The 24,805-nt window shown below is 63.4% G+C and carries 20 protein-coding genes; 13 read left to right on the forward strand and 7 right to left on the reverse strand.

From position 1 onward, the window contains the following. The first annotated feature begins 97 nt into the window (after positions 1-97). From VQ071_RS15955 to rbsK, 5 genes are all read left to right on the forward strand, one after another. A complete protein-coding gene (locus VQ071_RS15955) occupies positions 98-958 on the forward strand; it encodes an AraC family transcriptional regulator (RefSeq protein WP_340515083.1) in 861 nt (286 codons plus the stop codon). 92 nt (positions 959-1,050) lie between these two features. Continuing rightward, positions 1,051-2,457, forward strand: a complete 1,407-nt coding sequence (locus tag VQ071_RS15960) for an ADP-ribosylglycohydrolase family protein (protein ID WP_340515085.1) — start codon at positions 1,051-1,053, stop codon at positions 2,455-2,457. A 100-nt stretch (positions 2,458-2,557) separates the two neighbouring features. Further along, complete coding sequence (yunB, locus tag VQ071_RS15965) at positions 2,558-3,472, forward strand: sporulation protein YunB (protein ID WP_340515086.1); 915 nt, start codon at positions 2,558-2,560, stop codon at positions 3,470-3,472. A gap of 180 nt (positions 3,473-3,652) precedes the next feature. Next, entirely contained in the window at positions 3,653-3,928 is a 276-nt protein-coding gene (locus VQ071_RS15970; RefSeq protein ID WP_340515087.1) for a Fe-S cluster assembly protein HesB, read from the forward strand. A gap of 91 nt (positions 3,929-4,019) precedes the next feature. Beyond that, on the forward strand, positions 4,020-4,934 hold the full coding sequence (gene rbsK, locus VQ071_RS15975) for a ribokinase (protein ID WP_340515088.1): 915 nt from the start codon (positions 4,020-4,022) through the stop codon (positions 4,932-4,934). A gap of 8 nt (positions 4,935-4,942) precedes the next feature. Here the strand turns inward: rbsK and VQ071_RS15980 are convergent, their stop codons facing one another. Together VQ071_RS15980 and VQ071_RS15985 are read right to left on the reverse strand one after the other, a co-directional pair. Then, positions 4,943-5,449 (reverse strand): hypothetical protein, encoded by a 507-nt coding sequence (locus VQ071_RS15980; protein ID WP_340515089.1) that lies wholly within the window; start codon positions 5,447-5,449, stop codon positions 4,943-4,945. An 885-nt stretch (positions 5,450-6,334) separates the two neighbouring features. Continuing rightward, positions 6,335-7,393, reverse strand: coding sequence for a M23 family metallopeptidase (locus tag VQ071_RS15985; RefSeq protein ID WP_340515090.1), 1,059 nt, complete (start codon positions 7,391-7,393; stop codon positions 6,335-6,337). 108 nt (positions 7,394-7,501) lie between these two features. Between VQ071_RS15985 and lipA the strand changes: the two genes are divergently transcribed. Both lipA and VQ071_RS15995 read left to right on the forward strand, forming a co-directional pair. Beyond that, the gene (gene lipA / locus VQ071_RS15990) at positions 7,502-8,437 is read left to right on the forward strand and encodes a lipoyl synthase (RefSeq protein WP_340515091.1); all 936 of its coding nucleotides are present in this window, start codon (positions 7,502-7,504) and stop codon (positions 8,435-8,437) included. Between the two features lie 130 nt (positions 8,438-8,567). Then, positions 8,568-9,752, forward strand: a complete 1,185-nt coding sequence (locus tag VQ071_RS15995) for a YutD family protein (protein ID WP_340515093.1) — start codon at positions 8,568-8,570, stop codon at positions 9,750-9,752. A gap of 1,193 nt (positions 9,753-10,945) precedes the next feature. On the opposite strand, the gene VQ071_RS16000 is transcribed toward VQ071_RS15995, so the two are convergent. Both VQ071_RS16000 and VQ071_RS16005 read right to left on the reverse strand, forming a co-directional pair. Further along, complete coding sequence (locus VQ071_RS16000; RefSeq protein ID WP_340515094.1) at positions 10,946-11,806, reverse strand: NAD kinase; 861 nt, start codon at positions 11,804-11,806, stop codon at positions 10,946-10,948. A gap of 88 nt (positions 11,807-11,894) precedes the next feature. Next, on the reverse strand, positions 11,895-13,157 hold the full coding sequence (locus VQ071_RS16005; protein WP_340515151.1) for a nucleoside recognition domain-containing protein: 1,263 nt from the start codon (positions 13,155-13,157) through the stop codon (positions 11,895-11,897). Between the two features lie 284 nt (positions 13,158-13,441). Here VQ071_RS16005 and VQ071_RS16010 point away from each other — a divergent pair, with 284 nt between their 5' ends. After that, positions 13,442-14,929: an aminoacyl-histidine dipeptidase gene (locus VQ071_RS16010; protein ID WP_340515096.1), complete on the forward strand. Its 1,488-nt coding sequence runs from the start codon at positions 13,442-13,444 to the stop codon at positions 14,927-14,929. On the opposite strand, the gene VQ071_RS16015 is transcribed toward VQ071_RS16010, so the two are convergent. Continuing rightward, complete coding sequence (locus VQ071_RS16015; RefSeq protein ID WP_340515097.1) at positions 14,926-15,462, reverse strand: cysteine hydrolase family protein; 537 nt, start codon at positions 15,460-15,462, stop codon at positions 14,926-14,928. The genes VQ071_RS16010 and VQ071_RS16015 overlap by 4 nt on opposite strands. Before the next feature lie 482 nt (positions 15,463-15,944). Between VQ071_RS16015 and VQ071_RS16020 the strand changes: the two genes are divergently transcribed. Next, the gene (locus tag VQ071_RS16020) at positions 15,945-16,322 is read left to right on the forward strand and encodes a globin domain-containing protein (RefSeq protein WP_340515098.1); all 378 of its coding nucleotides are present in this window, start codon (positions 15,945-15,947) and stop codon (positions 16,320-16,322) included. A 45-nt stretch (positions 16,323-16,367) separates the two neighbouring features. Beyond that, entirely contained in the window at positions 16,368-17,075 is a 708-nt protein-coding gene (locus tag VQ071_RS16025; RefSeq protein ID WP_340515152.1) for a DUF2225 domain-containing protein, read from the forward strand. 8 nt (positions 17,076-17,083) lie between these two features. Here the strand turns inward: VQ071_RS16025 and VQ071_RS16030 are convergent, their stop codons facing one another. Further along, complete coding sequence (locus VQ071_RS16030) at positions 17,084-17,323, reverse strand: hypothetical protein (protein ID WP_340515099.1); 240 nt, start codon at positions 17,321-17,323, stop codon at positions 17,084-17,086. A gap of 129 nt (positions 17,324-17,452) precedes the next feature. On the opposite strand from VQ071_RS16030, the gene VQ071_RS16035 reads away from it, so the two are divergent. Both VQ071_RS16035 and VQ071_RS16040 read left to right on the forward strand, forming a co-directional pair. Beyond that, positions 17,453-19,240, forward strand: coding sequence for a M3 family oligoendopeptidase (locus tag VQ071_RS16035; RefSeq protein WP_340515100.1), 1,788 nt, complete (start codon positions 17,453-17,455; stop codon positions 19,238-19,240). A gap of 1,124 nt (positions 19,241-20,364) precedes the next feature. Then, positions 20,365-20,778, forward strand: coding sequence for an O-methyltransferase (locus VQ071_RS16040; RefSeq protein WP_340515101.1), 414 nt, complete (start codon positions 20,365-20,367; stop codon positions 20,776-20,778). 71 nt (positions 20,779-20,849) lie between these two features. On the opposite strand, the gene VQ071_RS16045 is transcribed toward VQ071_RS16040, so the two are convergent. Beyond that, complete coding sequence (locus tag VQ071_RS16045) at positions 20,850-22,484, reverse strand: permease (protein WP_340515102.1); 1,635 nt, start codon at positions 22,482-22,484, stop codon at positions 20,850-20,852. Positions 22,485-22,675: 191 nt separating this feature from the next. Here VQ071_RS16045 and VQ071_RS16050 point away from each other — a divergent pair, with 191 nt between their 5' ends. Further along, on the forward strand, positions 22,676-24,715 hold the full coding sequence (locus tag VQ071_RS16050; protein WP_340515104.1) for a hypothetical protein: 2,040 nt from the start codon (positions 22,676-22,678) through the stop codon (positions 24,713-24,715). Positions 24,716-24,805 lie beyond the last annotated feature (90 nt).

The raw sequence follows: 24,805 nt of genomic DNA on the forward strand, positions 1-24,805 counted from the left end.
TTTTTGTTGTCCTGCAGTTGACCCGGCGGTGGGCTCTCGGATATATAATAGCGATAAGCGCGGGTTGCCGTCAGCGCGGGAGCGAGGAGATATAGACATGCTGGAAATGTTCAGCTTCGACGGGGCCGTTCCCCTGCATCTGTTCGAATATCGTTTAAAGCCCGTACGGACCGAGCAGCACTGGCATTCCTTTTACGAGATCGGCTGCTGCCTGGAAGGGCGCGGCACGTTTTTTATCGGGGAGGAGACGGTACCGGTAGAAGCGGGTACGCTGCTGCTGTTTCCGCCTTATGAGCCGCATATCGCCATGGCGGACGGGGAGCGCGGCTGCCGCTTCGCGTTCGTTTATTTCAGTGAGGAGCTGTTCCAGCCCGAGGACCGATATTTGCTGCGGCCGTTCGTGCGCGCGGCTGCTTGGAGCGAGGCCGAGTGGCGCGATCGGATGCCCGGGATGCCGGGGCCGACGCGGCCGCTGTTCGAATCGATGCTCGCCGAATACGAGGCGAAGTCATCCGCATTCGTCGCGCTGCTGCGCGCCTCGATGCTGACGCTCGCCGTCTGGCTGCACCGGGCCGGAGAGGGAAGATTCGGCCATACGCAATGGCGGGAGCGCCATGACGCGCTCGAGCGGCTGCGTCCCGCGCTGGATGCGATCGCAGCCCGGTTCCGCGAGCCGTTCGGACTGCGCGAAGCGGCGGAGCTGCTGTCGCTTAGCGAGTCGCGGACGCGCCATCTTTTCGTCAGCGCAGTGGGCAAGCGGTTCAAGGAATACCTCACGTTCGTCCGGGTGCAGGAAGCGAAGCGGATGCTCGCGACCGGCGAACGCTCGGTGACGGACGTATATTTGGCCTGCGGCTTCGAGAGCGCGGCGCCCTTTTATCGGTCGTTCAAGCAGCTGGTCGGGCTCAGCCCGCAGCGGTTCCGCGACAGGCACAGGGAGCAGGATAGCCGTTTTTAAGAGGCATCCGCATCCAAAACGAGATGAACGCCGGACCCTGTTCGCGATATGGTGATGTCAGTGGAACCATTCATATCGAAGGGGTGCGGCAAATGGCGGGCTGGGAAAGTTTAAGCGGATTGATACGCAGGGAAATCATCCAGCGGGGCGAGGAAGGCTGTAACGTAGAAGGATACGAGGAACGCAGGGCAGTCTGCGGCGAAGACGAAGGCAAGCTCATGGCGCTCTACGGGGAATTGCAGGCGCTTGAGCCTTCGTCGGATTTTCCTTTTGTCGAGCCTTCGGACCTGGCCGGCATCCGGGCGCTCCGCCCGCAGAGCGGTCACTCGGGCGGCACCGCCGATGCGATGACGGATGCGCAGTGGCGGGACAAATTCCGCGGCGCATGGGCGGGCAGACTCAGCGGCTGCGCGCTCGGCAAGCCGTTGGAGTCGTGGTCGATGATGGCCGGCTCGAACGGCAATCCGGGCTGGCGCAACGTCCAGCGCTGGTTCGAGGGAGCCGACGCCTGGCCGATTCGCGGCTATACGCCGGAGCGGTCGCGGGCGGAGTCCGAGCACATCTATCTGGCGAAGTGGTGCATGAAGAGCACGCGCGAGCGGATCAAGTTCATGGAGAGCGACGACGATGTCCGCTACACGGTGCTGGGCCTGCTCATGCTGGAGGACAAGGGCCTGGACTGGGACAGCTGGGATATCGGCAAGCTCTGGCATGCCCGATTGACCTATCAACAGGTGTGCACGGCCGAGACGCAGGCATATTTGAACTTCGCGCAGGTCACGTCGCATATGAACGCGGAGCAGCCGGCCGATTGGGCGCTGAAGCAGGAGTGGGTGCGCACGCATCTGAATCCGTACCGCGAATGGATCGGCGCGCAGATTCGGGCCGACGGATTCGCCTACGGCGCGGCGGGCAACCCGGAGCTTGCAGCCGAGCTGGCGTGGCGGGACGCTTCATTTTCTCATGTGAAGAACGGCATCTACGGGGAAATGTTCGCCGCTGCCATGATCGCAGCCGCCTTCACGGAGACCGATCCCGAGCGGATCGTCGCCGCCGGCCTGCGGGAGATACCGGCTACCTCAAGGCTTGCTGGCGACATTGAACAAGCCGTCGACATCGCCAGGAGCGCCCGGGATCAGCTGGATCTCGTCGCACGCGTCTGGGAGGCGTTCAAGCATTACGATCCCGTCCATACGAACAACAATGCGGCGCTGGTCGCGGCGGCGCTCATCCATTCGGGCGGCGACTTCGAGACAGGCATCACGACCGCGGTGCTCGGCGGCTGGGATACCGACTGCAACGGCGCGACGGTCGGCTCGATCCTCGGCGCGAGCCTGGGTGCGCAGGCGCTGCCCGCATCCTGGACCGAGCCGCTGCACGATACGTTTTATGCCGACATGACCGGCTTCGATCCGATCTCGATCTCGGCTTGCGCAGAGCGGAGCTACCAGGTATTCCTCCGCATCCGCGAGCAGGCCGCGGCGCGCAGCGGCCGGTAGAATCGAGGCGTCTGCCGATCTATTTTGCGGCATCCCGACATAAGCATGAAGAGAGTTCGTCCGGAACTCGGCATGCTTAGGGAAGGATGTGACCGTCCGGATGCGGAGAAAATGGGGAAGCCGGCTGACGGTCGGCAAAAGCTGGCGCCTGCGCCTGCCGGCTGCGCGAAGCTGGAGACGCGCGTACTTCCGGGCGCCGGGCGCGTCCGGCCAGGGGAGCGGCCGAGGTTTCGTCGCGCGTCCGTCCAGGCGCAGACCGGCCTTGCAGACGAGCGCGATCCGCGTTCGGGGCCGTGGGCGCTCGGCCGGCGGCTATGCCAGACGAGGGCCGCGTCTGCCGCGAAGGTACTTTTATCTCGCGCTGCTCGCGATTGCGCTGGCGGCAGCGGTTCAAACCTTTTTGTTCATGGACCGCTATCTGAGAGAACCGCTCATGTTCCTCGCCAAGCAGCGGATTACGGAGATGGCCGTTCATGCGATCAATGCCGCCATCACCGAGAATATCGCAGCTGGCGCGGACGGCAGCAAGATGGTCCATTGGAAGACGAACGCCGACGGCAAGACGACCGGCCTCGAGATCGATTATAAAGAGCAGATGCAAATCACGGCCCAGACGATCCAGGTCGTCGAGCAGACGCTCAGCCAGCAGGAGTCGATTCACGAGCGGATCCCGATCGGTCATGCCGTGAACAGCCCGTTCCTGTCCTCGCTCGGCCCCAGCGTCTCCGTCAGGCTGCATCCGATCAGCACCGTCCAGGCGGAGGTGCGGACCCGGCAGTCGAGCGCAGGCATCAACAACGTCCTCGTCGAGGTGTACATTCATATTACGACCGACATCGCGATCGTCATTCCGTTCGACCGGGAGCCCAATCGGATCGAGACGGACATCCCGCTCTCGTACGTGATGGTGACGGGGGATACGCCCGTCTATTATTACGACGGCAGCGGCAATCCGGTCGGCAGCGGCGCATCGCAGGCGCCTATGCTGAGCCTGCCGGAGCCCGCTCAGCGGTGAGCATGCTGTCAGCTGCAGGTGGGCGCCGCCATCGTATGGGCCGCGTGGCCGCCGACAGGAGCGGCCATGCAGCGGTGGCGGCGGCGCGCTGACGAGGCGCAGTCGCCTTGTTCACTCCGGCGGCGGCCTGCTATAATACAGGCAGCACATATCGCAGCGCGGGAAACGGAGGTCGGCAGCATGGAGCTTCGCATATCACAGGCCGCGGCGGCTTGCTTCCTGGAGGAATGGGGCTATCGCAGCGGGGACAATGTCCGCATCTTCGTCCGCTATATTAGCGGCGGCACCGATCCGTACGGCTTCGGCATCATGCTGGACGATCCGGTGGATCCGGCCGCACAGGCCGAAGCGAACGGTCTTCATTTCTATATGGAAGACAAGGATATATGGTTTATCGAGCATGGCATGCTGTCGATCGATTGCGATGACGGCGGCATCTCGTTCAAGGTCGGATGAGAGGCGCCGCGAGGTGCGCAGCGGGCGAAGGCCGTCACTTGGTCGGGAGACGACCGGGGGACGGCCTTGATTAATGGACGGAGGTCGGAACATGGGCAAGATTGCGGTCATTGGCAGCATTAATATGGATATCGTGAACAAGGTCGACGCATTCCCGCAGCCCGGCGAGACGATTCACGGACGTGGAACGTCCTACCAGCCCGGTGGCAAGGGCGCCAACCAGGCAGTCGCGGCCGCCTTGGCGGGAGACGGCGCGGTGATGGTCGGCGCGGTGGGAGAGGATGCATTCGGCGGCGTGCTGACCGATTCGCTGCGCTCGCGCGGCGTGGACACGTTATTCGTATCGGTCAAAGAAGGCTCGTCCGGGCTGGCATTCATCACCGTATCCGGCAGCGGGGAGAACACGATCGTGCTGTCGGCCGGCAGCAATGGCAAGCTGGCTGCGGCGGATATCTCGGACGACGCGCTTGCGGGTGCGAAGATCGCGCTGCTGCAGAACGAGATTCCTCCCGAAGTCAATCTGCATGCGCTCCGGCTATGTGCATCGCGGGGGATCCCGGTGTACTACAATCCCGCGCCGGCGGCTCCGATTCCGGAAGAGGCGCTCCCGCTGATCGATACGCTGATCGTCAACGAGACCGAAGCGGAGGTTGTGAGCGGGCTCGCCGTGCATGGCGCGGACGATGCGGAGCGCGCGGCCCGCAGTCTGCAGGGCGCAGGGGTCGCCAGCGTCATCGTGACACTGGGCGGCGACGGCGCGATCGCGCTGGAGCGAGGCGGCGCGGTGCACCGCGTGCCGGCCTTCAAGGTGGAGCCGGCGGATACGACGGCCGCCGGCGATACGTTCATCGGCGCCTATGCGGCGGCGGGCGCCGCAGGGCGGCCGATGGCGGAGGCGCTGCGGTTCGCGGCGGCAGCCGCCGCGATCTCGGTCACGCGGCCGGGCGCCCAGAGCTCGATCCCCGACAAGGCGGAGATCGAGCGATTTTTGCGGGAGCGGGAGTAAGCGCGGGCTCATACGGCAAAGACGGCAAAGAAGCGGCGCCTGACGGCGCCGTTTCTTTGCGTAGTTGCGCGGTACGGCAGCCGCTGCGGCGGCTGTGCGAGATGCACGATGCTGCCGTGTAACGGAGCCGCAGCGGCGGAATTTTGCGCGAGATGCACGATGCTGTCTTGTAACGGAGCTGCCGCTGCGGGATTTTGCGCGAGATGCACGATGCTGTCGTGTAACGGAGCCGCAGCGGCGGTTTTTTGCGCGAGATACACGATGCTGCCGTGTAACGGAGCCGCAGCTGCGGTTTTTTGCGCGAGATACACGATGCTGCCGTGTAACGGAGCCGCCGCTGCGGGTTTTTGCGCGAGATGCACGATGCTGTCGTGTAACGGAGCCGCAGCTGCGGAATTTTGTGCGAGATGCACGGTGCTGTCGTGTAACGGAGCCGCAGCTGCGGTTTTTTGTGCGAGATGCACGATGCTGTCGTGTAACGGAGCCGCAGCGGCGGGATTTTGCGCGAGATGCACGATGCTATCGTGTAACGGAGCTGCTGCTGCGGAATTTTGTGCGAGATGCACGATGCTGTCGTGTAACGGAGCCGCCGCTGCGGGTTTTTGCGCGAGATGCACGATGCTGTCGTGTAACGGAGCCGCTGCTGCGGGATTTTGTGCGAGATGCACGGTGCTGTCGTGTAACGGAGCCGCAGCTGCGGGATTTTGTGCGAGATGCACGATGCTGTCGTGTAACGGAGTAGCTACCCACGCGAGTTATGCGGTACCGCCGCACAACGGAGCCAGCGCAGCGCGAATCCGTGCGCGTTGTGCGATACTATCGCACAACGGAGCCCCAAGGCGCCGATTCGTGCGGAGTTATGCGGTACCGCCGCACAACGCGGCCAGCGCAGCGCGAATCCCGCGCGCGTTGTGCGATACTATCGCACAACGGAGCCCCAAGGCGCCGATTCGTGCGGAGTTATGCGGTACCGCCGCACAACGCGGCCAGCGTAGCGCGAATCCGCGCGCGTTGTGCGATACTATCGCACAACGGAGCCCCAAGGCGCCGATTCATGCGAAGTTATGCGGTACTGCCGCACAACGCGGCCAGCGCAGCGCGAATCCGCGCGCGTTGTGCGATACTATCGCACAACGGAGCCCCAAGGCGCCGATTCGTGCGGAGTTATGCGGTATCGTCGCACAACGCGGCCAGCGCAGCGCGAATCCGTGCGCGTTGTGCGATACTATCGCACAACGGAGCCCCAAGGCGCCGATTCGTGCGGAGTTATGCGGTATCGTCGCACAACGGAGTCACAACGCGCTGATTCGCGCGAGCCTGCCGCGAGCGTTGGGATTGCTGCGCCGGTAGACGTGCTCAGCGTGAGCGGGCGGGTTTGTCGCGTCCGTAACGCCACGTGCCTAACCGCCGCCGTTCCTGTTCCGGTTGCGAATCGCCTGCCGTTCGGCCCGTTCCCAGCTGTGCAGCAGCGGGTACGGGTCGAATGCCCATTCCACCAGTCCCCGATCTCTGTAGATGCCGTAATGCAGGTGGGGAGGAAACTTCCCCTGCGTACCCGGTCTGCCATACCCCGAGCTGCCGACCCAGCCGATGATGCGGCCGGGTTCGACGACGTCGCCGGTTCTCAGGCTCTTGTCGAAGCCGGACAGATGCGCGTAATAATGATACAGGTTGTCGATATCGCGGATGCCGATGCGCCAGCCTCCGTATTTGTTCCATCCCTTGACCTCCACGACGCCGTAACTCGTGCTGCGCACGGGTACGCCCTGACCCGCGAATATATCGGTCCCCTCGTGGATGCGCACGCCTCCCCAGCCTCGGCTGTTGCCCCATGTGCTGCGGTAGGCGTACACGCTGCCCAGCGGCAGCGGGAAGACATGCTTGGATAGAACGAGCTTGCCGTAAGTCGAATAAAGCTTGTCGAACTGCTGGATGCGCTGGACGGCGCGGGTGTTCTGATAGTACGTCCACAAGCCGATCCCCATATTGTCCGCGTCTGGCCCTTGCAGCAGCGTCTGCCTCACCACCGAGTAGAGACGGTCGATGTCGCTGCTCCGGTCCGCCTTGCCGTCGCCCGATCCGTCCTGTCCGATGCCTCCGAAATAGGCGATGGATAGCGGAGCGGTGTCTTCGGGATTCGGATTCAGCGCGCCGGCCCATCGCTCCGGCGAGATATAAGCGCCGCTGACTGCGTGGGGGTTCAGCGGGCGTTCTTTGGGCCGCAGGCGCGACATCGTCCATTCGTATTGATCGATGGCGGCGACCTTCTGCCATGTCAGCCCGGTGACGGCGGCGATCCGGTCGTACAGCTCGCGCCGCGCCTGGTCGCCTCCGCCGGGAACCTGTCCGCTGGCTGTCATCGGCATATCGCCCCACGCCCAGACAAGGGCGGCCGCCGCCATGAAGAGACGCAGCGGACGCTGGAGCCGCCGCATCCGCCGTTCATACCGCTTTAACATCGCGCTACCTCCATTCAGCTCTCCCTTCTCAGGTATATGTAGCCTTCGCAGAACGTTGGTTTTTATGTGAATCATGCTATAATAAAGGACAGAAAGCGGGGGAATGGCATGAAGAACGGCGTAAAGACGCCTAAGCCCGACTGGCTGCGCATAAAGCTGACGACCGGCGACAATTATCAAGAGATCAAGCAGATGATGAGGACCAAGACGCTCCACACGGTCTGCGAAGAAGCAAGATGCCCCAATATATACGAATGCTGGGCGAACCGCACGGCGACTTTTATGATACTAGGCGATATATGTACGAGAGCATGCCGCTTCTGCGCGGTGAAAACGGGATTGCCGACGGAGCTCGATCTCCAGGAGCCCGAACGCGTGGCGGAGGCTGCGGAGCAGATGAACCTGCAGCACTGCGTCGTCACCTCGGTGGCGCGCGACGATCTGAAGGACGGCGGCGCCTCCATCTTCGCCGCTACGATCAAGGCGATCCGCCGGAAGCTGCCGCTATGCAGCGTCGAGGTGCTGATCCCCGACTTCCAGGGCGATCTGGAGTCGCTGCGGATTGTGATGGACGCGAAGCCGGATATTCTGAATCATAATATTGAGACGGTGGCGCGTATGTCGAACCGTGTGCGGGCGAAGGCCAAGTACGCGCGTTCGCTCGAGCTGCTGCGGCGGGCCAAGGAACTGGCGCCCAACATCCCGACCAAGTCCAGCATCATGCTCGGCGTAGGCGAGACCTATGAAGAGGTGCTGGAGGCGATGGACGATCTGCGTGCCAACGACGTCGATATTTTAACGCTCGGGCAGTACTTGCAGCCTTCGCCGGCCCATATGGCGATCGCGCGGTACGTGCACCCGGACGAGTTCAAGCAGCTCAAGAGCGAGGGCATGTCGCGCGGATTCTCCCACGTCGAGTCCGGGCCGATGGTGCGCAGCTCTTATCACGCGCATTCGCAGGTGAAGTCCGCAGCGGCTTCCCGCGATCAGGCGCCGGGCGAAGCCGTGCCGGCCGCCGCAGCTTCGGGCGGCTGCTCGAACTGACGCCGCCTTGGCGGACCGGCCTGTCGGCGCAGCGGCATGTCAGGCTGCGCCGGAGACGGCCAGGTTCGCGAGCGCGCGCAACAACCCGGACGATCATGGATCGGCACGGGATACGGAAGGAGAGCCTTGCGTGATCTATCTGACCGGGAACAACGCTTATTCGGTTGTTCACGACCACAAGAACGGATGGAACCCCGAAGCGTTCCGGGAAAGATTCAGCGAGGTGCTGGAGCGATACGAATATATCGTGGGAGATTGGGGATACAACCAGCTTCGGCTGAGGGGTTTTTTTAAGGAACCGCAGCCGAAGGCGCCGAAGGAATCGGTCATCTCGCATCTGTACGATTATATACATGAGTATTGCAACTTCGGCTGCGCGTACTTTGTGATCGAGCGGCTGGATCCGGCGACCGTTCCCGAGGGAGCCGGCGTACGTCTGGAGGAGCTGCCTTCGACATCCGTCGTATCCGAGACGCAGGAAGGGGAAGCGGCGGATGCGCAAGAAGGCGACTCGGGCTCACCCGTGCCGCCTGCGCCCGCAGCGGCGATCTCGCTCCCTGCGCCAAGCGGCGGGATCATCATGCGCTGGCCGCTGAAGGAACGGCCGGGGGGCAGGGTGCCGGGGACGAGCCCGTCCGCCGTGGCGCGCGCCGTGTCCGAGGGCGCGGAGCGCCGTGCCGCGGCAGCGCAGACTGCCGCAGCCAGCTCGCGCGAGGAGTCGCACAGCCGCAGCGGGGGCTATGAGGGCACGCGTTATGAGCGGGGAGACGGACGCAAGTCCGGGGGCGGCGGTGGTTACCGCGGCTCCCAAGGCGGCGGAGGCGGCTACGAGCGCCGATCCTCCGGCGGGGGCTACGGCAAGCAGGAGCAGCGCCGGGATAGCCGGGACGGCGGCGGAGATCGTCCGCCCCGGTCCGGCGGTGAAGGCGGCGGCGGTTACCGCGGCGGCGGGGGCGGCGGTCATGCGGCAGGCGGTGCCGGCGAGGGCCAACGCGGCGGCGGCGCGCCGGGCAAGTGGCAGAGCAAGAACCGGCGGCGCGGACCGCAAGGCGGCGGCCAGTCCGGCGGCCAGCAGGGCCGGGACAGTGGCGGCGGGTACCCGCCGCGGCCGTACGGCTCGGGGCAGCAGCCGGGCGGTCAGGCGCATGGCCGGTCGCGCCCGGACGGCGGGCAGCGCTTCGACCAGGGCGGGCCGCGCCATGAGGGCGGCGGCTCGCGCCCCGAGCAGGGGCAGCGGGGGCCGTCCCGCTCCGGAGGCGCGCCGCGGCCCGATCGGGCCGGCAGGCCGGACCGGGGATCGCCGACCGGCGAGTAGCATAGGGAGCATAGCAATGCCCGCTTCATTCGAAGATGCGTTTTGCCTGTTGCGCATCGTTCGGTTGAGGCGGGCATTTTTGGCGTCGCGGTGTCGTAGCGTGCAATGGTCGCGAGCGTGCTGGCATTGCCGCGTAGCTGAGCTGCGGCGGGAATATGTGCGAGATGCACGATGTTACCGTGTAACGGAGCCCGCGGAGACGGGATTTTGTGGGAGATACACGGAGCTATCGTATAACGCAGCTGTGGCGGTGGGGATTAGGTGGGAGATACACGGTGTTACCGTGTAACGCAGCTGTGGCGGTGGGGATTAGGTGGGAGATACACGGAGCTATCGTGTAACGCAGCTGTGGCGGTGGGGATTAGGTGGGAGATACACGGTGTTACCGTGTAACGCAGCTGTGGCGGTGGGGATTAGGTGGGAGATACACGGTGTTATCGTGTAACGGAGCTGTGGCGGCGGGGATTAGGTGGGAGATACACGGTGCTATCGTGTAACGGAGCTGTGGCGGCGGGGATTAGGTGGGAGATACACGATGTTACCGTGTAACGGAGCCGCGGAGGCGTAATTTGTGCGAGATGCTCGGTGTTATCGTGTAACGGAATCAAGTTGGTGTGGTTTTGTGGGAGATACGCGGCGCTACCGTGAAACGGAGCCGCCGCCCGGGCGAGTTGTGCGATACTGCCGCACAACGGGGCCAGCGCAGCGCGAACCCGCGCGAGTTGTGCGATACTGCCGCACAACGGGGCCAGCGCAGCGCGAACCCGCGCGAGTTGTGCGATACTGCCGCACAACGGGGCCAGCGCAGCGCGAACCCGTGCGAGTTGTGCGATATTGCCGCACAACGGGGCCAGCGCAGCGCGAACCTGGGCGAGTTGTGCGATACTGTCGCACAACGGGGCCAGCGCAGCGCCAACCTGGGCGAGTTGTGCGATACTGCCGCACAACGGGGCCAGCGCAGCGCGAACCCGGGCGAGTTGTGCGATACTGCCGCACAACGGGGCCAGCGCAGCGCGAACCTGGGCGAGTTGTGCGATACTGCCGCACAACGGGGCCAGCGCAGCGCCAACCTGGGCGAGTTGTGCGATACTGTCGCACAACGGGGCCAGCGCAGCGCCAACCCGTGCGAGTTGTACGGTACTGCCGCACAACGCGTTACTCTCAGCTCATGGTCCCGCCATCCAGCAGCCTCTCTATTTTTCCTCCCCCGCATCGTCCAGCCCGGTGAATTTTTTCTTGGGAAAGTTCTGTCCGGTGATCTCTTTGGGCGAGCCGATGAAGGCGTTGCGCACGCGGTTCCAGAAGGGAAACGGGCGGTAGCGGGCAAAATGGATCTTGTCGTCGGCGACGGAGCAGATGATGGATCGCACGCCCTGGAACCGCAAGGTCAGGTGGTCGATGAGCAGCGCGAGATCGTCGGACGGATCGGTGACGATGTCGCAGTGATGGTGCTTGGGCAAAATGGCCGAAGAGCCGAGCGTCCGGTATACGCGGTTGTTGATCGACGCCAGCTCCGCAATCTGCAGCGCCTCGAGCGACGGGTGGATGATGGCACCGTGCACGCTCTTGTTGTAGCCGGTGCTGCCCGAGGGGGTGGAGACGACGATGCCGTCGCCGCGGAACATCTCGAACGGCTCGTCGTTAATGTTGAGCTGGGCGACGAGCGTGCCGCCCGGGCGCTTGAGCGTGAATTCGTTCAAGGCGAGATAGGACTTGGTCTCCGTATCGGTGACGACCTGGATCCGCAGCAGGGGATAACTGACCTTTTGCGGCTCGGAGGTGGCGATCAGGGTTACGAGCTCCTCCAGTTCGGTTTTTTTCCAGTCGGCGTAAAATCCCAGATGTCCTGTATGCACGCCTACGAAGGCGACGTCCTGCACACGGTCCGAGAATGAGTGGAACGCTTGCAGCAGCGTACCGTCGCCTCCGATGGAGACGATCAGATCCGGGCTGCCGGGGTTGGATATCAGCCCGCGTTCGCGGGCGAGCTTATGGAATTGTTCCGCAAGTTCGCGGGACAGCGAGTCGCCCCGGTCAAGCAGCGCGTACTTCAATGGTATGCTCCTTCCCAGCTTCAGCGCTCTGTCGTTATCTGACATAGATGATAAACAATATCGGCGCCCAAAACAATGGCGGCCAGATTCACGCTCCATACAGCCAGGGCCAGAGCAAATAGACGAGCGCCACGCTCATCGCGGCGTGCAGCAGCCGCGATCGCAGGAACGGTCCGTACCGCCAGCCGGTGCGGCCCATCAGTCCGGCGACCTGGGCGTGGACGGACAGTCCGGCCCAGGATAGCACGAACGAGGCGGCGGCGACCCGGTCGATGAGGTCGGCGGGCACGCCGTCCGCACCGGCGCCCGACGCGGCTGCGGCATTGCCGAGCGTGACCTCGAACGTGCCTTGCACGAAGGCGGCGGCGAGGTTGGGTTCGAGACCGGCCGCCTGCAGCAGCAGGGCGATGGCGTGCTTCAAGGGGGCGAGCAGCCCGCTGTGGAGGAGCAGCTGCAGCGTGGCGGAAAAGCAAACGACCAGGCCGCCGACGACGATCATAAGCGCGAGGGACGACTTCACGGCCTGGTTGAGCACGATGCCGAAGGGACGCCCGTCCGCCATCCGCGCCTCGTGCATGGCGAGGATCGAACGCTTGATGCGACCGGGTCCGCGTCCGGAAACGCGGCCTGATCCGGGCTCGCGTTCAGACTCGCGCCCGTGCCCGTAGCCGCGACCTTGCCTCGCCCCGTCCTTATTATCGTGGCCCCGCGCCGGTACCGCGCCGCGTTCACGCAGATGGGTACGCCCCACCGGGCCCGCCGCCGCGATCCGGATCGTGGCTCCAGCCGCCGGGCCATCCTGCTTATCCTGCCCATCCGCTCTATCCCGCCCATCCGCTTCATTCCATCCATTCCGTCCATCCGCTCCATTCCGCCCATCCGCCTCGTCCGGCCCGTCCTTGCGCCATCTGAGCAGCAGCCCGAGCAGCATCGCGCCGCCGTAATGCGCCGCCGCGAGCACCGGCACGATGTCCAGCCGCCCGAAAAAGCCGAGGCTGACCGCGCCGATCAGAAAAATCGGATCGCTCGTCGTCGTCATCGCGACGAGTCGCTCGCCTTCGCCGCGGGTGAGCAGGTTCTGCTCGATGAGCCGCGAGGTGAGCTTCGCGCCGATCGGATAGCCTGCGCCGAAGCTCAGCGCCAGCACGAAGCCGCCCGCCCCGGGAATGCGGAACAGCGGCCGCATGAGCGGGTCGAGCAGCGATGCCGCGAGGTGGACGATGCCAAATCCGAGCAGCACCTCCGACAGCACGAAGAACGGAAACAAGGCAGGGAACAGCACTTCCCACCATACGGACAGCCCCTTCAGGGAAGCGTCGAGCGCGACCTGGGGCATGAGGAGCGCGAGCATGCCGACGAGCAGCACGCACAGGCCGGCGCCGGAGACGGCGGCCAGCCGCAGGAGCTTGCGGACGATGCCGCTTCGTCCCCGGCCTGACAAGGTTAAGTAGGTCACAGCGCACTTCCTTCCGTGGACAACACTGCTTTCTTGTCCGATTATATGCGCCGTATGCGGGGAAAATTTCATGGAGACGGCAAATCGGACGTTCGCGGCGCGGCTGCCGTGAGGTTGCTTAAAGCGTGCGGCTGCTATATATTTGCGGACATGAGGAATAACGAGACGGGGGCATAAGAATGGATAACGCGACAGCGAGCGTCTACGGAGGGACATGTCCGGTAATCCGGCATTTCGAGGCTTTGTCGGCGATCCCGCGCAGCTCGGGCCATGAGCGGGCGGCGAGCGACTTTGTGGCGAAGTTCGCGCGGGACCGCGGGTACGAAGCTTTGCAGGACGAGACGTTCAATCTGATCATCCGCAAGCCGGCGACGCCGGGCTACGAGCATGCGCCGACGGTGATCGTGCAGGGGCATCTGGACATGGTTGGCGAGAAAAATGAAGGTGTCGTGCACGACTTCCTGCGTGATCCGATCAGGCTGCGGGTGGAGGGGGACTTCATGACGGCGGCAGGGACGACGCTGGGCGGGGACGACGGGCTGGCCGTCGCGTATGCGATGGCGCTGCTCGACGCCGGGGATGCGGAGCATCCGGCGCTTGAGATTGTGTTGACGACCGAGGAAGAGACGTCTATGAAAGGCGCCAGGAAGCTTGATGTCGGGCAGTTGACGGGAAGGAGAATGATTAACCTGGATTCCGACCGGGAGGGCATCCTCTATGTCAGCAGCGCGGGCGGCGCGCGGGTGTATCATACGGTCCCTGTCGCATGGACGGACGCGGCGGGAGCGGGGGCGAGGCGCCGGCTGCGGATTGCGGGGCTCGTCGGCGGCCATTCGGGCGACGATATCGTCCACGAGCGCGCCAACGCCTGCGAGCTGCTCGGCCGCGTGCTGAACGGCCTGCGCGCACGGATGCCCTACGGGCTCGCCGGCGTGCGGGGCGGATTGGCGTCCAACGCCATCCCGAGAGAGGCCGAGGCCTTGCTGTACGTTCCGGAGGAGCGGCTCGCCGAGGCCGAGCGGATTACGGCCGAGTGGGCGGCGATTTTCAAGACCGAGTACGAACTCGTCGATCCCGGCATCCGGGTCTCGCTCGAGCCGGCGGCGGCCTTGGGAGAAGACGGCAGCCGGATGTTCACGGAGGAGACGAAGCGCACGGCAGTGGATTCGCTCCTGCTCGTCCCGAGCGGCGTCATGCGGATGGACAAGGCGATTCCCGGCCTGCCCCGCACCTCGACCAATGTCGGCGTCGTAGCCACCGGGGAGGACGGGATCCGGTTCGAGAGCGCGACGCGCAGCTCGCTCCGCTCTGAGCTGGACGCGGTCGTGAGCCGGATGGAGGCGCTCGCCCGCGCGCTCGGCTGCGATTTTGCCTCCGGCGATTATTATCCCGGTTGGCCTTATCGGTCATCGTCGAGGCTGCGCGATGTTTTCCTGGACGTATATGCGCGCGAGTATGGCAAGCCGATGGAGGTCAAGGCGGTCCATGCCGGCATCGAGTGCGGCATTCTCGCCGACAGGCTGCCGGGTCTGGACGCCGTCTCCTACGGTCCCGACCTGTACGACATCCATACGCCCGACGAGCGGTTCCGCATCTCCTCCGTAGAGCGCACCTGGCATTACTTGCTGCAGGTGCTGCGGGCGCTGGGTGCCGAACAAAACATTTAAAATACAATCTCCTCCGCCGATTGGAGGCGAGCGAATCCGCTGCTGAGAATGTCGTTATGGTGCGCGACGATCTGGGCGGCGGTCAGCGTCTGGCGATCGAACGTGCTGTGAGCATCCCGGACGAGTATGCATTCGTAGCCGAGGCTCGCGGCGCGCCGGACCGTCGTGTCGACGCAGAAGTCCGTCTGCATGCCGGCGACGACCAGCCTGTTTATCCCCATATTTTGCAGCTTCTCTTGCAATGCGGTCTGATGGAAAGAATCGCAAGTCGTCTTGCGCAAGACAATATCCGATTGCTGCGGCTGGAGAGAGGCGTGGAGCTCCCAGGTCGGGCTGCCTTCCTGGAACTCGTCCCCGTCCCATGAGGTTTGTTGAATAAGAAAAACGGGAGCCCCGCCGGCGCGGGCCCGATCCGCCAGCCGGATCAGGCGCTCCAGCACGGCTGACTCGTCGTGCAGCTTGAAGTCTTCGTACGTGAACATTGCGACCTGGGCGTCAATGATGAGCAGCGCGGTTTTTTCTGTGGCGTTCATGATTTCATCCCTCGTTCCTTGTTGGCTCGTTCCTGACTTGAAGTTGCGGTTTCTGCAAATGAAGTTCTGTGCCGGGCGGCCGATCTCCTGCCGAGGTCGTCCACAAGCAGATAGAAAGCTTCAAAAAAATAATGTAAGCGATTGCAAAAAAGTAATGCCGCTGTTACATTCGTGTGGTACAATAGAACCAAGCTTTACGAATTTGACTAGTGGAGTGATGAACATGGCAGGAATTGTGGCAGGCCTACTCATGTGCGCCTTCGTATATGTCATTCGGGAGTCGCTCGTCAGCCCTGAGGAAGAGATGTAGCCACCGATTTATCGAATGATCCACTTTCATCCGATCGCCCTTACGGGGCGATTTTTGTTTATTCATTTTCGGCAAAATTAGGATAGAAGTCGCGTTTCTTTGTGCTATAATGAAGGGACTTTAAGGTAGTAAGTCCCGATCACGGACAGGCATCGGGAGGGGATTGCAACCAATGAACTACGGCAGTTTGTACGAAGCCATCGGCGGAGCCGATACGGTTCGCCGGATCGTCGAAGGATTTTATCCGAAGGTGCAGCAGCATCCGCTGCTGGCGCCGCTATTTCCGGAAGACATCATGCCGGTCATGGAAAAACAATACATGTTTCTGACGCAATTTTTCGGGGGACCTAGTTTGTATTCCGATGCATACGGCCATCCGATGATGCGAGGCAGACATCTGCCGTTCCCGATCACGCCCGCCAGAGCCGAGGCCTGGCTCGATTGCATGCGGAGGTCGCTCGACGAGACGGAGCTGCCGGACGAGCTCAAGGCATTCGTGCTCGAACGCTTGTCGGGGCCGGCCCATCATTTTGTGAACACCGAACAGTAATCGACCGTCTCGCGGGGCTGCCGGGGGCGCGTCCACAATGGAGGAATCGGGATGGAACCCCTATACCAGACCAAGATTGCATGCGTCTGCTGCGAGGCCGAATTCTCGACCTCCCGGGTACGGCCTAGCCTGAAGCGCGCGATTCGTTCGGATTCGGACTTCTGCACATACTTCAAGTCGATCAATCCCGACTATTATGTCGTTCGCGTCTGCCCGTACTGCGGGTTCGCATCCACGGAGAATTCGAGCGCGCGTCTGGTGGACTGGCAGCGCAGCGCCTATCTCGAGCGTGTCGGCAGACTCTGGCGTATGCACGACTACGGCGGGGAGCGCAGCCGCGAGGATGCGCTCGCCTGCTACAAGCTGGCGCTGCTGACGGCGGAGACCATCAAGGAAAAGGATCGCGTCGTGGCGGGCATTCTGCACCATATCGCTTGGCTGTACAGGTACGAGGGCAATGTCGAGCAGGAGAAGCGCTTCCTGGAGTATGCGCTCGAAGCCTATGTGCTGACTTATCAGTCGGAGCGCGATCTGATGAACAATGCCCGCATCCTGTATCTGATCGGCGAGCTGAACCGCAGACTCGGCCGGTTCCATGAGGCTGTGCGCTGGTTCAGCCGGGTCATTCACGACAAGAGCATCGTGGATTCGGCGATGATCCGCGCCTCCCGCGAGGGCTGGCAGGCGATTCGGGAAGAGATGACGGGGGGCGGCGAGGAGCTGCCCGAAGAGATGCAGCGAATCGGGAGCTGATACGCTCCTTAAGATCTGAGCGGTCTGTCCGCCAGCAGATAATCGCCGTCCGCGTCGACCAATTGCAGGCGCGTATGGCAGCAAGGGAATACGATCGGCCGCTTCATGATGCCGCCTCCGCGAAGCTGTTCGATCTCGGACGGCTTCAGCGGCAGCCGGATATGAGATTGACCGCAGAACGGACATTCGGAGGCATAGACCTCGTTCATCTGGATGTCGTACGGCAGACTGTTGCGAAATGGGATCAAGGCTTCCGTCTCCTCTCTAGCTAAAGCATGTCCATTAACGATACAATAGATGGAACGGGCTGACAATGTCCGGGCTCAGGCGCCAAACGGTTCGCGGCGCCGGCGATGCGAGAGAGGACGGGATTGAATATGTCGGACAGCTACTCCCTGGTATGGGATCTGGACAAAATGTTCTCCGGGGGTTCCGAATCCCCGGAGTTTGCTGCGTTCGCGGCAAAGTTGGAGCAGGATACGAACGCATTGCTTGCCGAGCTGCAGCAGGCTGGCGAGGCCGAGCCGGATACAGCGGTGCTGGACGACTGGACGGCCAGGCTCCAGGAGCTGACGGCCAAGCTGCGCGAAGCATTCTCGTATGTCGGCTGCCTGTCCGCGCAAAACATGGACGACCGCAAGGCGACAGCGTGGACGGAGAAGCTGCAATCGCTGTCGGCCAAGCTGGGCCAGGCGCTGGATCTGTACGACGCAGCGCTCGCCAGGGTGACGGACGAGCGGCTGGACGCATGGCTCTCCACGGACCCGGTGTCCGAGATTGCATTCATCGTCCGGGAGCGGCGCGACTTCGTCAAGGAAAAGCTGCCGCCCGCCCTGGAGGCGCTGGCAAGCGAGCTGGCCGTCGACGGCTATCACGGCTGGGGCGAGAATTACCAGACGATCGTCAGCCGGATCGCGATCCCTTGGGAAGAGAACGGTGCGGTTCAGTCGCTGTCGGCCGGCCAGGCGTTCAACAAGCTGTCCCATCCGAGCCAGCAGGTGCGCGACGAGATGGGCGCGAAGTGGGAGGAGGCCTGGAGCGGCCAGGCGGATCTGGCCGCCGATACCTTGAACCGGCTTGCAGGCTTCCGGCTCAAGCTGTATCAGGCGCGCGGATGGCAGGACCCGCTCAAGGAGCCGCTGCTCATCAACCGGATGAGCAGGGACACGCTGGACGCCATGTGGGAGGGCGTAGCCTCGGGCACGGAGCCGCTCGGGCGATATCTGGCGGCGAAGGCGCGCCTGCTCGGCAAGGAGCGGCTCGGCTGGCACGATGTGTCCGCTCCCGTAGGGGCCGAAGGCGGCAGCATCGGGTACGACGAGGCCGCAGCGCTTATCAAGGACGCGTTCGGGAGCTTCTCGCCCGCGCAGGCGAAGCTGGCGGAGCGCGCCTTCGCCGGCCGCTGGATCGAAGCCGAGGACCGTGCGGGCAAGCGGCCGGGCGGTTTCTGTACGGACTTCCCGCTGACCGGGGAGACACGGATCTTCATGACCTATTCGGGCACGCCGGACAACGTCTCGACGCTGGCGCACGAGCTGGGGCATGCCTATCATGACGTGTGCGTGGACGGCCTGCAGCAATTCGGCCGGAACTATGCCATGAACGTCGCGGAGACGGCATCCACATTCGCAGAGGGACTCGTGAGCGATGCGCTGCTCCGGGCGGCCGGCAGCGACCAGGCGAAGCTGTCGCTCCTGGACGACCGGCTCCAGCGGGCTTCCGCGTTCTGCCACAACATCCGGGCGCGGTTCCTGTTCGAGACGCGGTTCTACGAAGCCCGCAAGCGCGGCATGCTCGACGTCGATGCGTTGAACGCGCTGATGGTGGAGGCGCAAAAAGAAGCGTTCGGGGACGCGCTGTCCTCGTGGCATCCGCATTTCTGGGCAGCCAAGCTGCACTTCTATGCGACGGATGTGCCGTTCTACAACTTCCCGTACACGTTCGGCTATCTGTTCAGCACGGGCATCGCGGCGGTGGCCGAGGCAGAGGGCGCGGGCTTCCATGAGCGCTACGACCGGCTGCTGCGGGACACCGGCCTTATGACGGTCGAGGAGCTCGGCCGGCGCCATCTCGGCGTCGCGCTCGATCGGCCGGAGTTCTGGACGGCTGCCGTGAAGCGCGCGACCGGCGACGTCGAGGCATTTGAGGCGCTGAGCGCGAGATAATCGTGGGCGCTGGCGGCGAGCGAGCCGGCTGCCATGCAGGCAAACGCGATGAGGCGACCGGGCATGGGGCGACAGGCACGGCACGACCGGGCATAGGGCGACCGGGCACGGCACGACCGAGCATGGGGCGACCGGGCACGGCACGACCGGGCATGGGGCGACCGGGCACGGCACGACCGAGCATGGGGCGACCGGGCACGGCACGACCGAGCATGGAGCGACCGGGCACGGCACGACCGAGCATGGGGCAAACGCCATGAGGCGAGGCTGGCTGGAGGTAGAGCGGCCTCGCCGAAGTGGAGGACGCTGGCGGCGCGAGGATGGCCCATCGCCTTCCCTAGGAGAGGCGATGGGCGGTGCGGGAGCGGGAACGGAGTCATCGCCTTCCCTAGGAGAGGCGATGGGCGGCGCGGGAGCGAGGATGGAGTCATCGCCTTCCCTAGGAGAGGCGATGGGCGGCGCGGGAGCGAGGATGGAGTCATCGCCTTCCCTAGGAGAGGCGATGGGCGTTGCGGGAGCGGGAACGGAGTCATCGCCTTCCCTAGGAGAGGCGATAGGCGTTGCGGGAGCGGGAATGGAGTCATCGCCTTCCCTAGGTGAGGCGATAGGCGGTGCGGGAGCGAGGATGGAGTCATCGCCTTCCCTAGGAGAGGCGATAGGCGTTGCGCGAGTGGGAATGGTCCCATCGCCTTCCCTAGGCGAGGCGATGGGCGGTGCGGGAGCGAGGATGGAGTCATCGCCTTCCCTAGGAGAGGCGATGGGCGGTGCGGGAGCGGGAATGGAGTCATCGCCTTCCCTAGGTGAGGCGATAGGCGGTGCGGGAGCGGGAATGGAGTCATCGCCTTCCCTAGGAGAGGCGATGGGCGCCGGCCCATCGACTTTTCGACTGCTCACCGCCGGCCTCGTCTCCACTCCAATCGCTCAGTACGCAGCGCTTCATTTTCGCTTTTTATTGAGAGCGTTCTCATTGTATGTCGAGAATTTAGAAAAATGAAAATTTTAGTCGATTTTTATCGTATTTTTATTGAAATATTCTTAATATTTAAATATAATGGTTCTCAAGTCGCTGGTAGGAAATACCTGGCGGCAATGGGGAGTAACTCCCATCGTAGAGGAGGAGAATTATGGGTTTTGAGTTGAAGGTCCCGCTTGCCAGGCAGGTGGATATGGCTTTTCAGCAAATGGAAAGTGAATTGAAGGGCATGACGGCCGGCACGATCGTCATTCAAGTGCGCAACGACACCGTCGGCAAGTTCGGCATACGCCATCTGCCGATCGATCTCGCAGAGCGCAGGACAGCCAGCGATAAGCCCGAGGGGCTCGGTGCCGAGCAAATCGAGGAACTGAGACGTTCTGCCGTCGATTCGATCAAGCGCAAGACAAGCTGGACGCATGGCGAAGTTACATATGATTTTGTTTTAAAGCAAGAAAAACTATACCTAAGCGTAACCTTCGAATCTAACTATAATATGGCTAACGTCTTGTTTCATTTGAACAATAAGCGGCGAGGCATGCGGGATATATTGAACGACAAGTAATGCAGCGGGACTGACCCAATCGTCATGCAAATGACCTGGGCCAGTCCTGTTTTATTGTAGGACGATTGTTCCTACAGGCCATGCAGCCAGCCTAGCTTCTCGACCGCAATCGAGCCCGCCAACACGAGCACGAAAAGGAGCAATGCGAGCCGCAGAACGAAGCCGCGCCGGAACACGGACAGCATGACGATCAGCCCCTTGAGGTCGAGCATCGGTCCGAACACGAGAAACGCCAGAATAGCCCCTGGGTGGAACCACTCGGCCAGCGGTGCGGCGACGAAGGCATCGGAAGTCGAACAGAGCGAGAGCAAGAAAGCGAAGCCCATGAGAAAAATGTGGGAAAGCAGGCTGTGGCCGGACGCGGCGGTCAGCGTCTGCTGCTGCAGCACGGATTGGACGAGTGCGGTGAGCGCTGCCCCGATCGCCAAAAATTTGCCCATGTCGCGAAGATCGAGGAACGTATGCGATGTTATGGAGGAGGCGGCTTGCAGGAAGCGGCCGTACGCGGAGCTGCTATCGGATGCGTGATGCGCATGGCTGCAGCCATGGTGGCAATCATCATGATCATGCGGGTGAGTATGACTGTGCCCGTGCCCATGCTCATGCCCATGTCCGTACCCGTGCTCATGCCCGTGCCCATGCCCATGCCCATGCCCGTGCTCATGCCCATGTCCGTGCCCATGCCCATGCCCATGCCCGTGCTCATGCCCATGTCCGTGCCCATGCCCGTGCCCATGCTCATGCTCATGCCCATGCTCATGTCCGTGCCCATGCTCATGTCCGTGCCCGTGCTCATGTCCGTGCCCGTGCTCATGTCCGTGCCCGTGCCCATGTCCGTGCTCATGCCCATGTCCGTACCCGTGCTCATGCCCGTGCTCATGCCCGTGTTCGTGCCCGTGCCCATGCTCATGTCCGTGCCCATGCTCATGTCCGTGCCCATGCTCATGCCCGTGCCCATGTCCGTGCTCATGCCCGTGCTCATGCCCGTGCTCGTGCCCGTGCCCATGCTCATGCCCATGTCCGTGCCCATGCTCATGCCCATGTCCGTGCCCATGCTCATGCCCATGTTCATGCCCATGTCCGTGCTCATGCCCATGAGCGCTCCCCTGTTGAGCGCCTCCTCCCGGGCCTTGGCCGGCCGCCGCTCCGCCCTTGCCCGTCGCGCCGCTCTCTCGCAGCGGGCTCCGCCGCATGAACAGGAGCAGTGCGGAGCCGGCCGCGAGCGCCGTCGCCAGTGCGAGCAGGAGGCGCGCGCTGGCCATTGCCGGATCGCCGGAGAAGGCGGCTACCGTAGACGCGAATACGATCGGATTGACGACGGGACCGGCGATGATGTAGACGATGCCGATGTATGCGGGCAGCCCTTTGCGGATCAAGCGGCGCGCGACCGGGATCATGCCGCATTCGCACAGCGGCAGCGCCAGGCCGAGCAGGCTGCCGAACAAGACGCCGCCGAGCCGGCTGCGCGGTGCGATGGTCTGGATCAACCTGTCGCTGACGAATGTCTCGAGCGCGGCGGAGACGAGAGCGCCGAGCAGCAGAAAGGGAAAGGCGTCGAGCAAGATCGCGAAGAAGGAACGCAGGAAAGCAAGGGGCCACTCCGGATTTAGTTTCCACAATATATACATGCAGCCCGCCGCAGCCGCCCAAGTCGCGCTGCGCATCGCGGTTGCCGATGTCATGCGATCACGCTCCTTCCCTATCATCCGCCTCTAGCCGCCCGCGCGCCATTGCCGGCCAAGCAGTGCCGATCGTTTACAACGTATGCGCAACTCGTCCCGCGTCAGAACTGTCATTTCATGAAAATTATTATTGATAATCATTCTCATCGCTGATATAATTCGTCGGGTAGAGTTAGCATCGGACAAACGGTTAAACCAAAAGGGGACAAAGGGAAATGGCAAAGCGTTGGGGGAGAAGAGCCGGCCTGGCGGGTGCGGCGGGCATGCTCGCGATATCGGTCGGCTGCAGCGGCGGAGACAAGGAGTGGAAGGTGTCGGACGAGAACAGCTTCGACACGGCCGGCAACATGATGGCATACGCCGAATTTGAGCTGTCGGGCGAGCCGCTGGCGGAGTCGCTCGGGCTGGATCTGGACGTGCTGGACGCCGGCGAGATCGACAAGCCGACCGCATTCGATTATATCGCGGGCATCGAGTCGTACGAGTACTCCGAGGAAGCGATGTACGAGGTCGTGGAAAAGTCGGGACTCGGCCTCCATCTGGCGAACGGTCCGGCGATCAAGGCGTCGGCCGAGACGAAGGGAATCACGCCGAACGAGCAGCTCGCAGCGAGATATACGATGTTCGCCGAGTCGGTCGGCTCGTCGCCGGACGACATCCAGCGCAATATGTACCCGACCATGATCGAATATGCTGGAGGGGATCCGCATTATGCGCAGCCGGTCGACACGAAGAAGTTCGCGGACGGAGAGGACGGCGCTTATGTGCCGAACTACCAGGTGGACTTCGCGAGCCTGCGCTGGGACCGCGCCAAGATGAACAAGACGCTTGTGCCGGCGGCATACGGCGGCACGATGCTGAAGCAGGCGCTGTGGGCGGGCGACTTCCTTGGCGGCTTTCACTCGCGGGACAAGGACGAGGAGCTGGACGCGGCCGAAGCCGACGCCAAGGACCCGAACGTCGCGCTCGGCGTGAGCTCGGCGGACGGTCTGCAAGGTTTGTTCCTCGTCGAAGGCATCTGGAACAAGCTGCTGACGGTGCGCGACGGCTTGTTCTATGACGCAAAGACGGGCAAGCTCGCGGCAGGCGCCGGCGCGAAGTACGATCCGGCCCAGGGCCTCAGCTATTTGCCGCACGCGATCGCGGTGACCGAGGACGGCAACGCGGACTTCCCGGGCGCCGCTTCATACCAGGTTACCGATGCGCGCAGCCTGCTCTCCGATCAATGGCTGATGCTGTGGCCGACCGCCGAGTTCTACGGCACGACCGATCAGCGCACGGCGAATCCGAACCGCAATCCCGCGTTCGCGGCCGTGTTCGACGGCTCGCCGTTCAAGGCGGCGCCCGCGCAAAATATCGATGCGGACGAGACGAACGATATCGCGTCGGACGATCCGTATACGGCGGATCGGGATGTCATGACGCAGGTGTACCGCAACATTCGGGCGATGCACTGGAATGAAGCCGGCGGCTGGCTGACGAGCGAGCACGACGGCAAGACGCAGAAGCTGGCGGGCGATACGTTTGACGCGGGCTATACGATGGAGGCGCTGCGCATGTTCGAGCGCGCCGTCGACGGACTGCCCGTCGGCTACGCGAACGGCGAAGGCGCGGACGGCCTGCACACCGAAGAAGGCAAGCAGGCGCTCGACATGATCGCGAAGCAGGGCGACTTCCTGATCCAGCATGCGATCCGCGAGGACGGTCTTGCCGCGAACGGCTGGGATGCCGAAGGCAAGGCGCTGGTCACGGCGCCGACGCTGCGGGCGCAGACGGGCGCGATCCGCGGCCTGACGGCCGCTTATCTGGCGACGCAGGACGCCAAGTACCGCGACGCCGCGCGCAAGGTGTACGCAGCGACCGACAAGCTGCTCTGGAGCAAGAGCTGGAACACGTACAAGACCGATCTGGACGGCAGCGGCCAGTACGATGCCTATACGGCCGGCGGCGTATCCGCCATGCTGAGGCTGGGTCTGTCGAACCTTCGCAACGAGGATGCGGACGCAGACAAGCCGGCTGCGCTCGACCGGAAGACGATCCAGGCAAGGTATGTCGGCTTCTACCGGACGATCGTGAACGGGACGAAGCTGGGTCACGGGATGCAAGCGAGCGAGTTCTGGGATACGGGCGACCGGTATGTCGAAGGCGACGACTCGGGCAATACGGACAAGGACACCGTGCCGCAGGTGCAGGCTGCCGGTGGCGCGAACGGCGTAGCGCCGATATTGCGCGGGCTCGAGGTGTCGAAGCGATGACCGGCGGTATGCATGGGCGGTCCCGATCCGATCGGACCGCCTGGCTGAAGCCGCACGAACGATCGAGCTGCAGCACTGCTGAAGGAACGG

The organism is Cohnella sp. 56 (assembly GCF_037963805.1).
In the GTDB taxonomy this organism is placed as follows: domain Bacteria; phylum Bacillota; class Bacilli; order Paenibacillales; family Paenibacillaceae; genus Cohnella.

Coding starts and splice junctions, on each gene's coding strand:
- VQ071_RS15955 (WP_340515083.1), top strand. CDS start 98: ATGCTGGAAATGTTCAGCTTCGACGGGGCCGTTCCCCTGCATCTGTTC.
- VQ071_RS15960 (WP_340515085.1), top strand. CDS start 1,051: ATGGCGGGCTGGGAAAGTTTAAGCGGATTGATACGCAGGGAAATCATC.
- yunB (WP_340515086.1), top strand. CDS start 2,558: ATGCGGAGAAAATGGGGAAGCCGGCTGACGGTCGGCAAAAGCTGGCGC.
- VQ071_RS15970 (WP_340515087.1), top strand. CDS start 3,653: ATGGAGCTTCGCATATCACAGGCCGCGGCGGCTTGCTTCCTGGAGGAA.
- rbsK (WP_340515088.1), top strand. CDS start 4,020: ATGGGCAAGATTGCGGTCATTGGCAGCATTAATATGGATATCGTGAAC.
- VQ071_RS15985 (WP_340515090.1), bottom strand. CDS start 7,393: ATGTTAAAGCGGTATGAACGGCGGATGCGGCGGCTCCAGCGTCCGCTG.
- lipA (WP_340515091.1), top strand. CDS start 7,502: ATGAAGAACGGCGTAAAGACGCCTAAGCCCGACTGGCTGCGCATAAAG.
- VQ071_RS16005 (WP_340515151.1), bottom strand. CDS start 13,157: ATGCTCGCGCTCCTCATGCCCCAGGTCGCGCTCGACGCTTCCCTGAAG.
- VQ071_RS16010 (WP_340515096.1), top strand. CDS start 13,442: ATGGATAACGCGACAGCGAGCGTCTACGGAGGGACATGTCCGGTAATC.
- VQ071_RS16015 (WP_340515097.1), bottom strand. CDS start 15,462: ATGAACGCCACAGAAAAAACCGCGCTGCTCATCATTGACGCCCAGGTC.
- VQ071_RS16020 (WP_340515098.1), top strand. CDS start 15,945: ATGAACTACGGCAGTTTGTACGAAGCCATCGGCGGAGCCGATACGGTT.
- VQ071_RS16035 (WP_340515100.1), top strand. CDS start 17,453: ATGTCGGACAGCTACTCCCTGGTATGGGATCTGGACAAAATGTTCTCC.
- VQ071_RS16040 (WP_340515101.1), top strand. CDS start 20,365: ATGGGTTTTGAGTTGAAGGTCCCGCTTGCCAGGCAGGTGGATATGGCT.
- VQ071_RS16045 (WP_340515102.1), bottom strand. CDS start 22,484: ATGATAGGGAAGGAGCGTGATCGCATGACATCGGCAACCGCGATGCGC.
- VQ071_RS16050 (WP_340515104.1), top strand. CDS start 22,676: ATGGCAAAGCGTTGGGGGAGAAGAGCCGGCCTGGCGGGTGCGGCGGGC.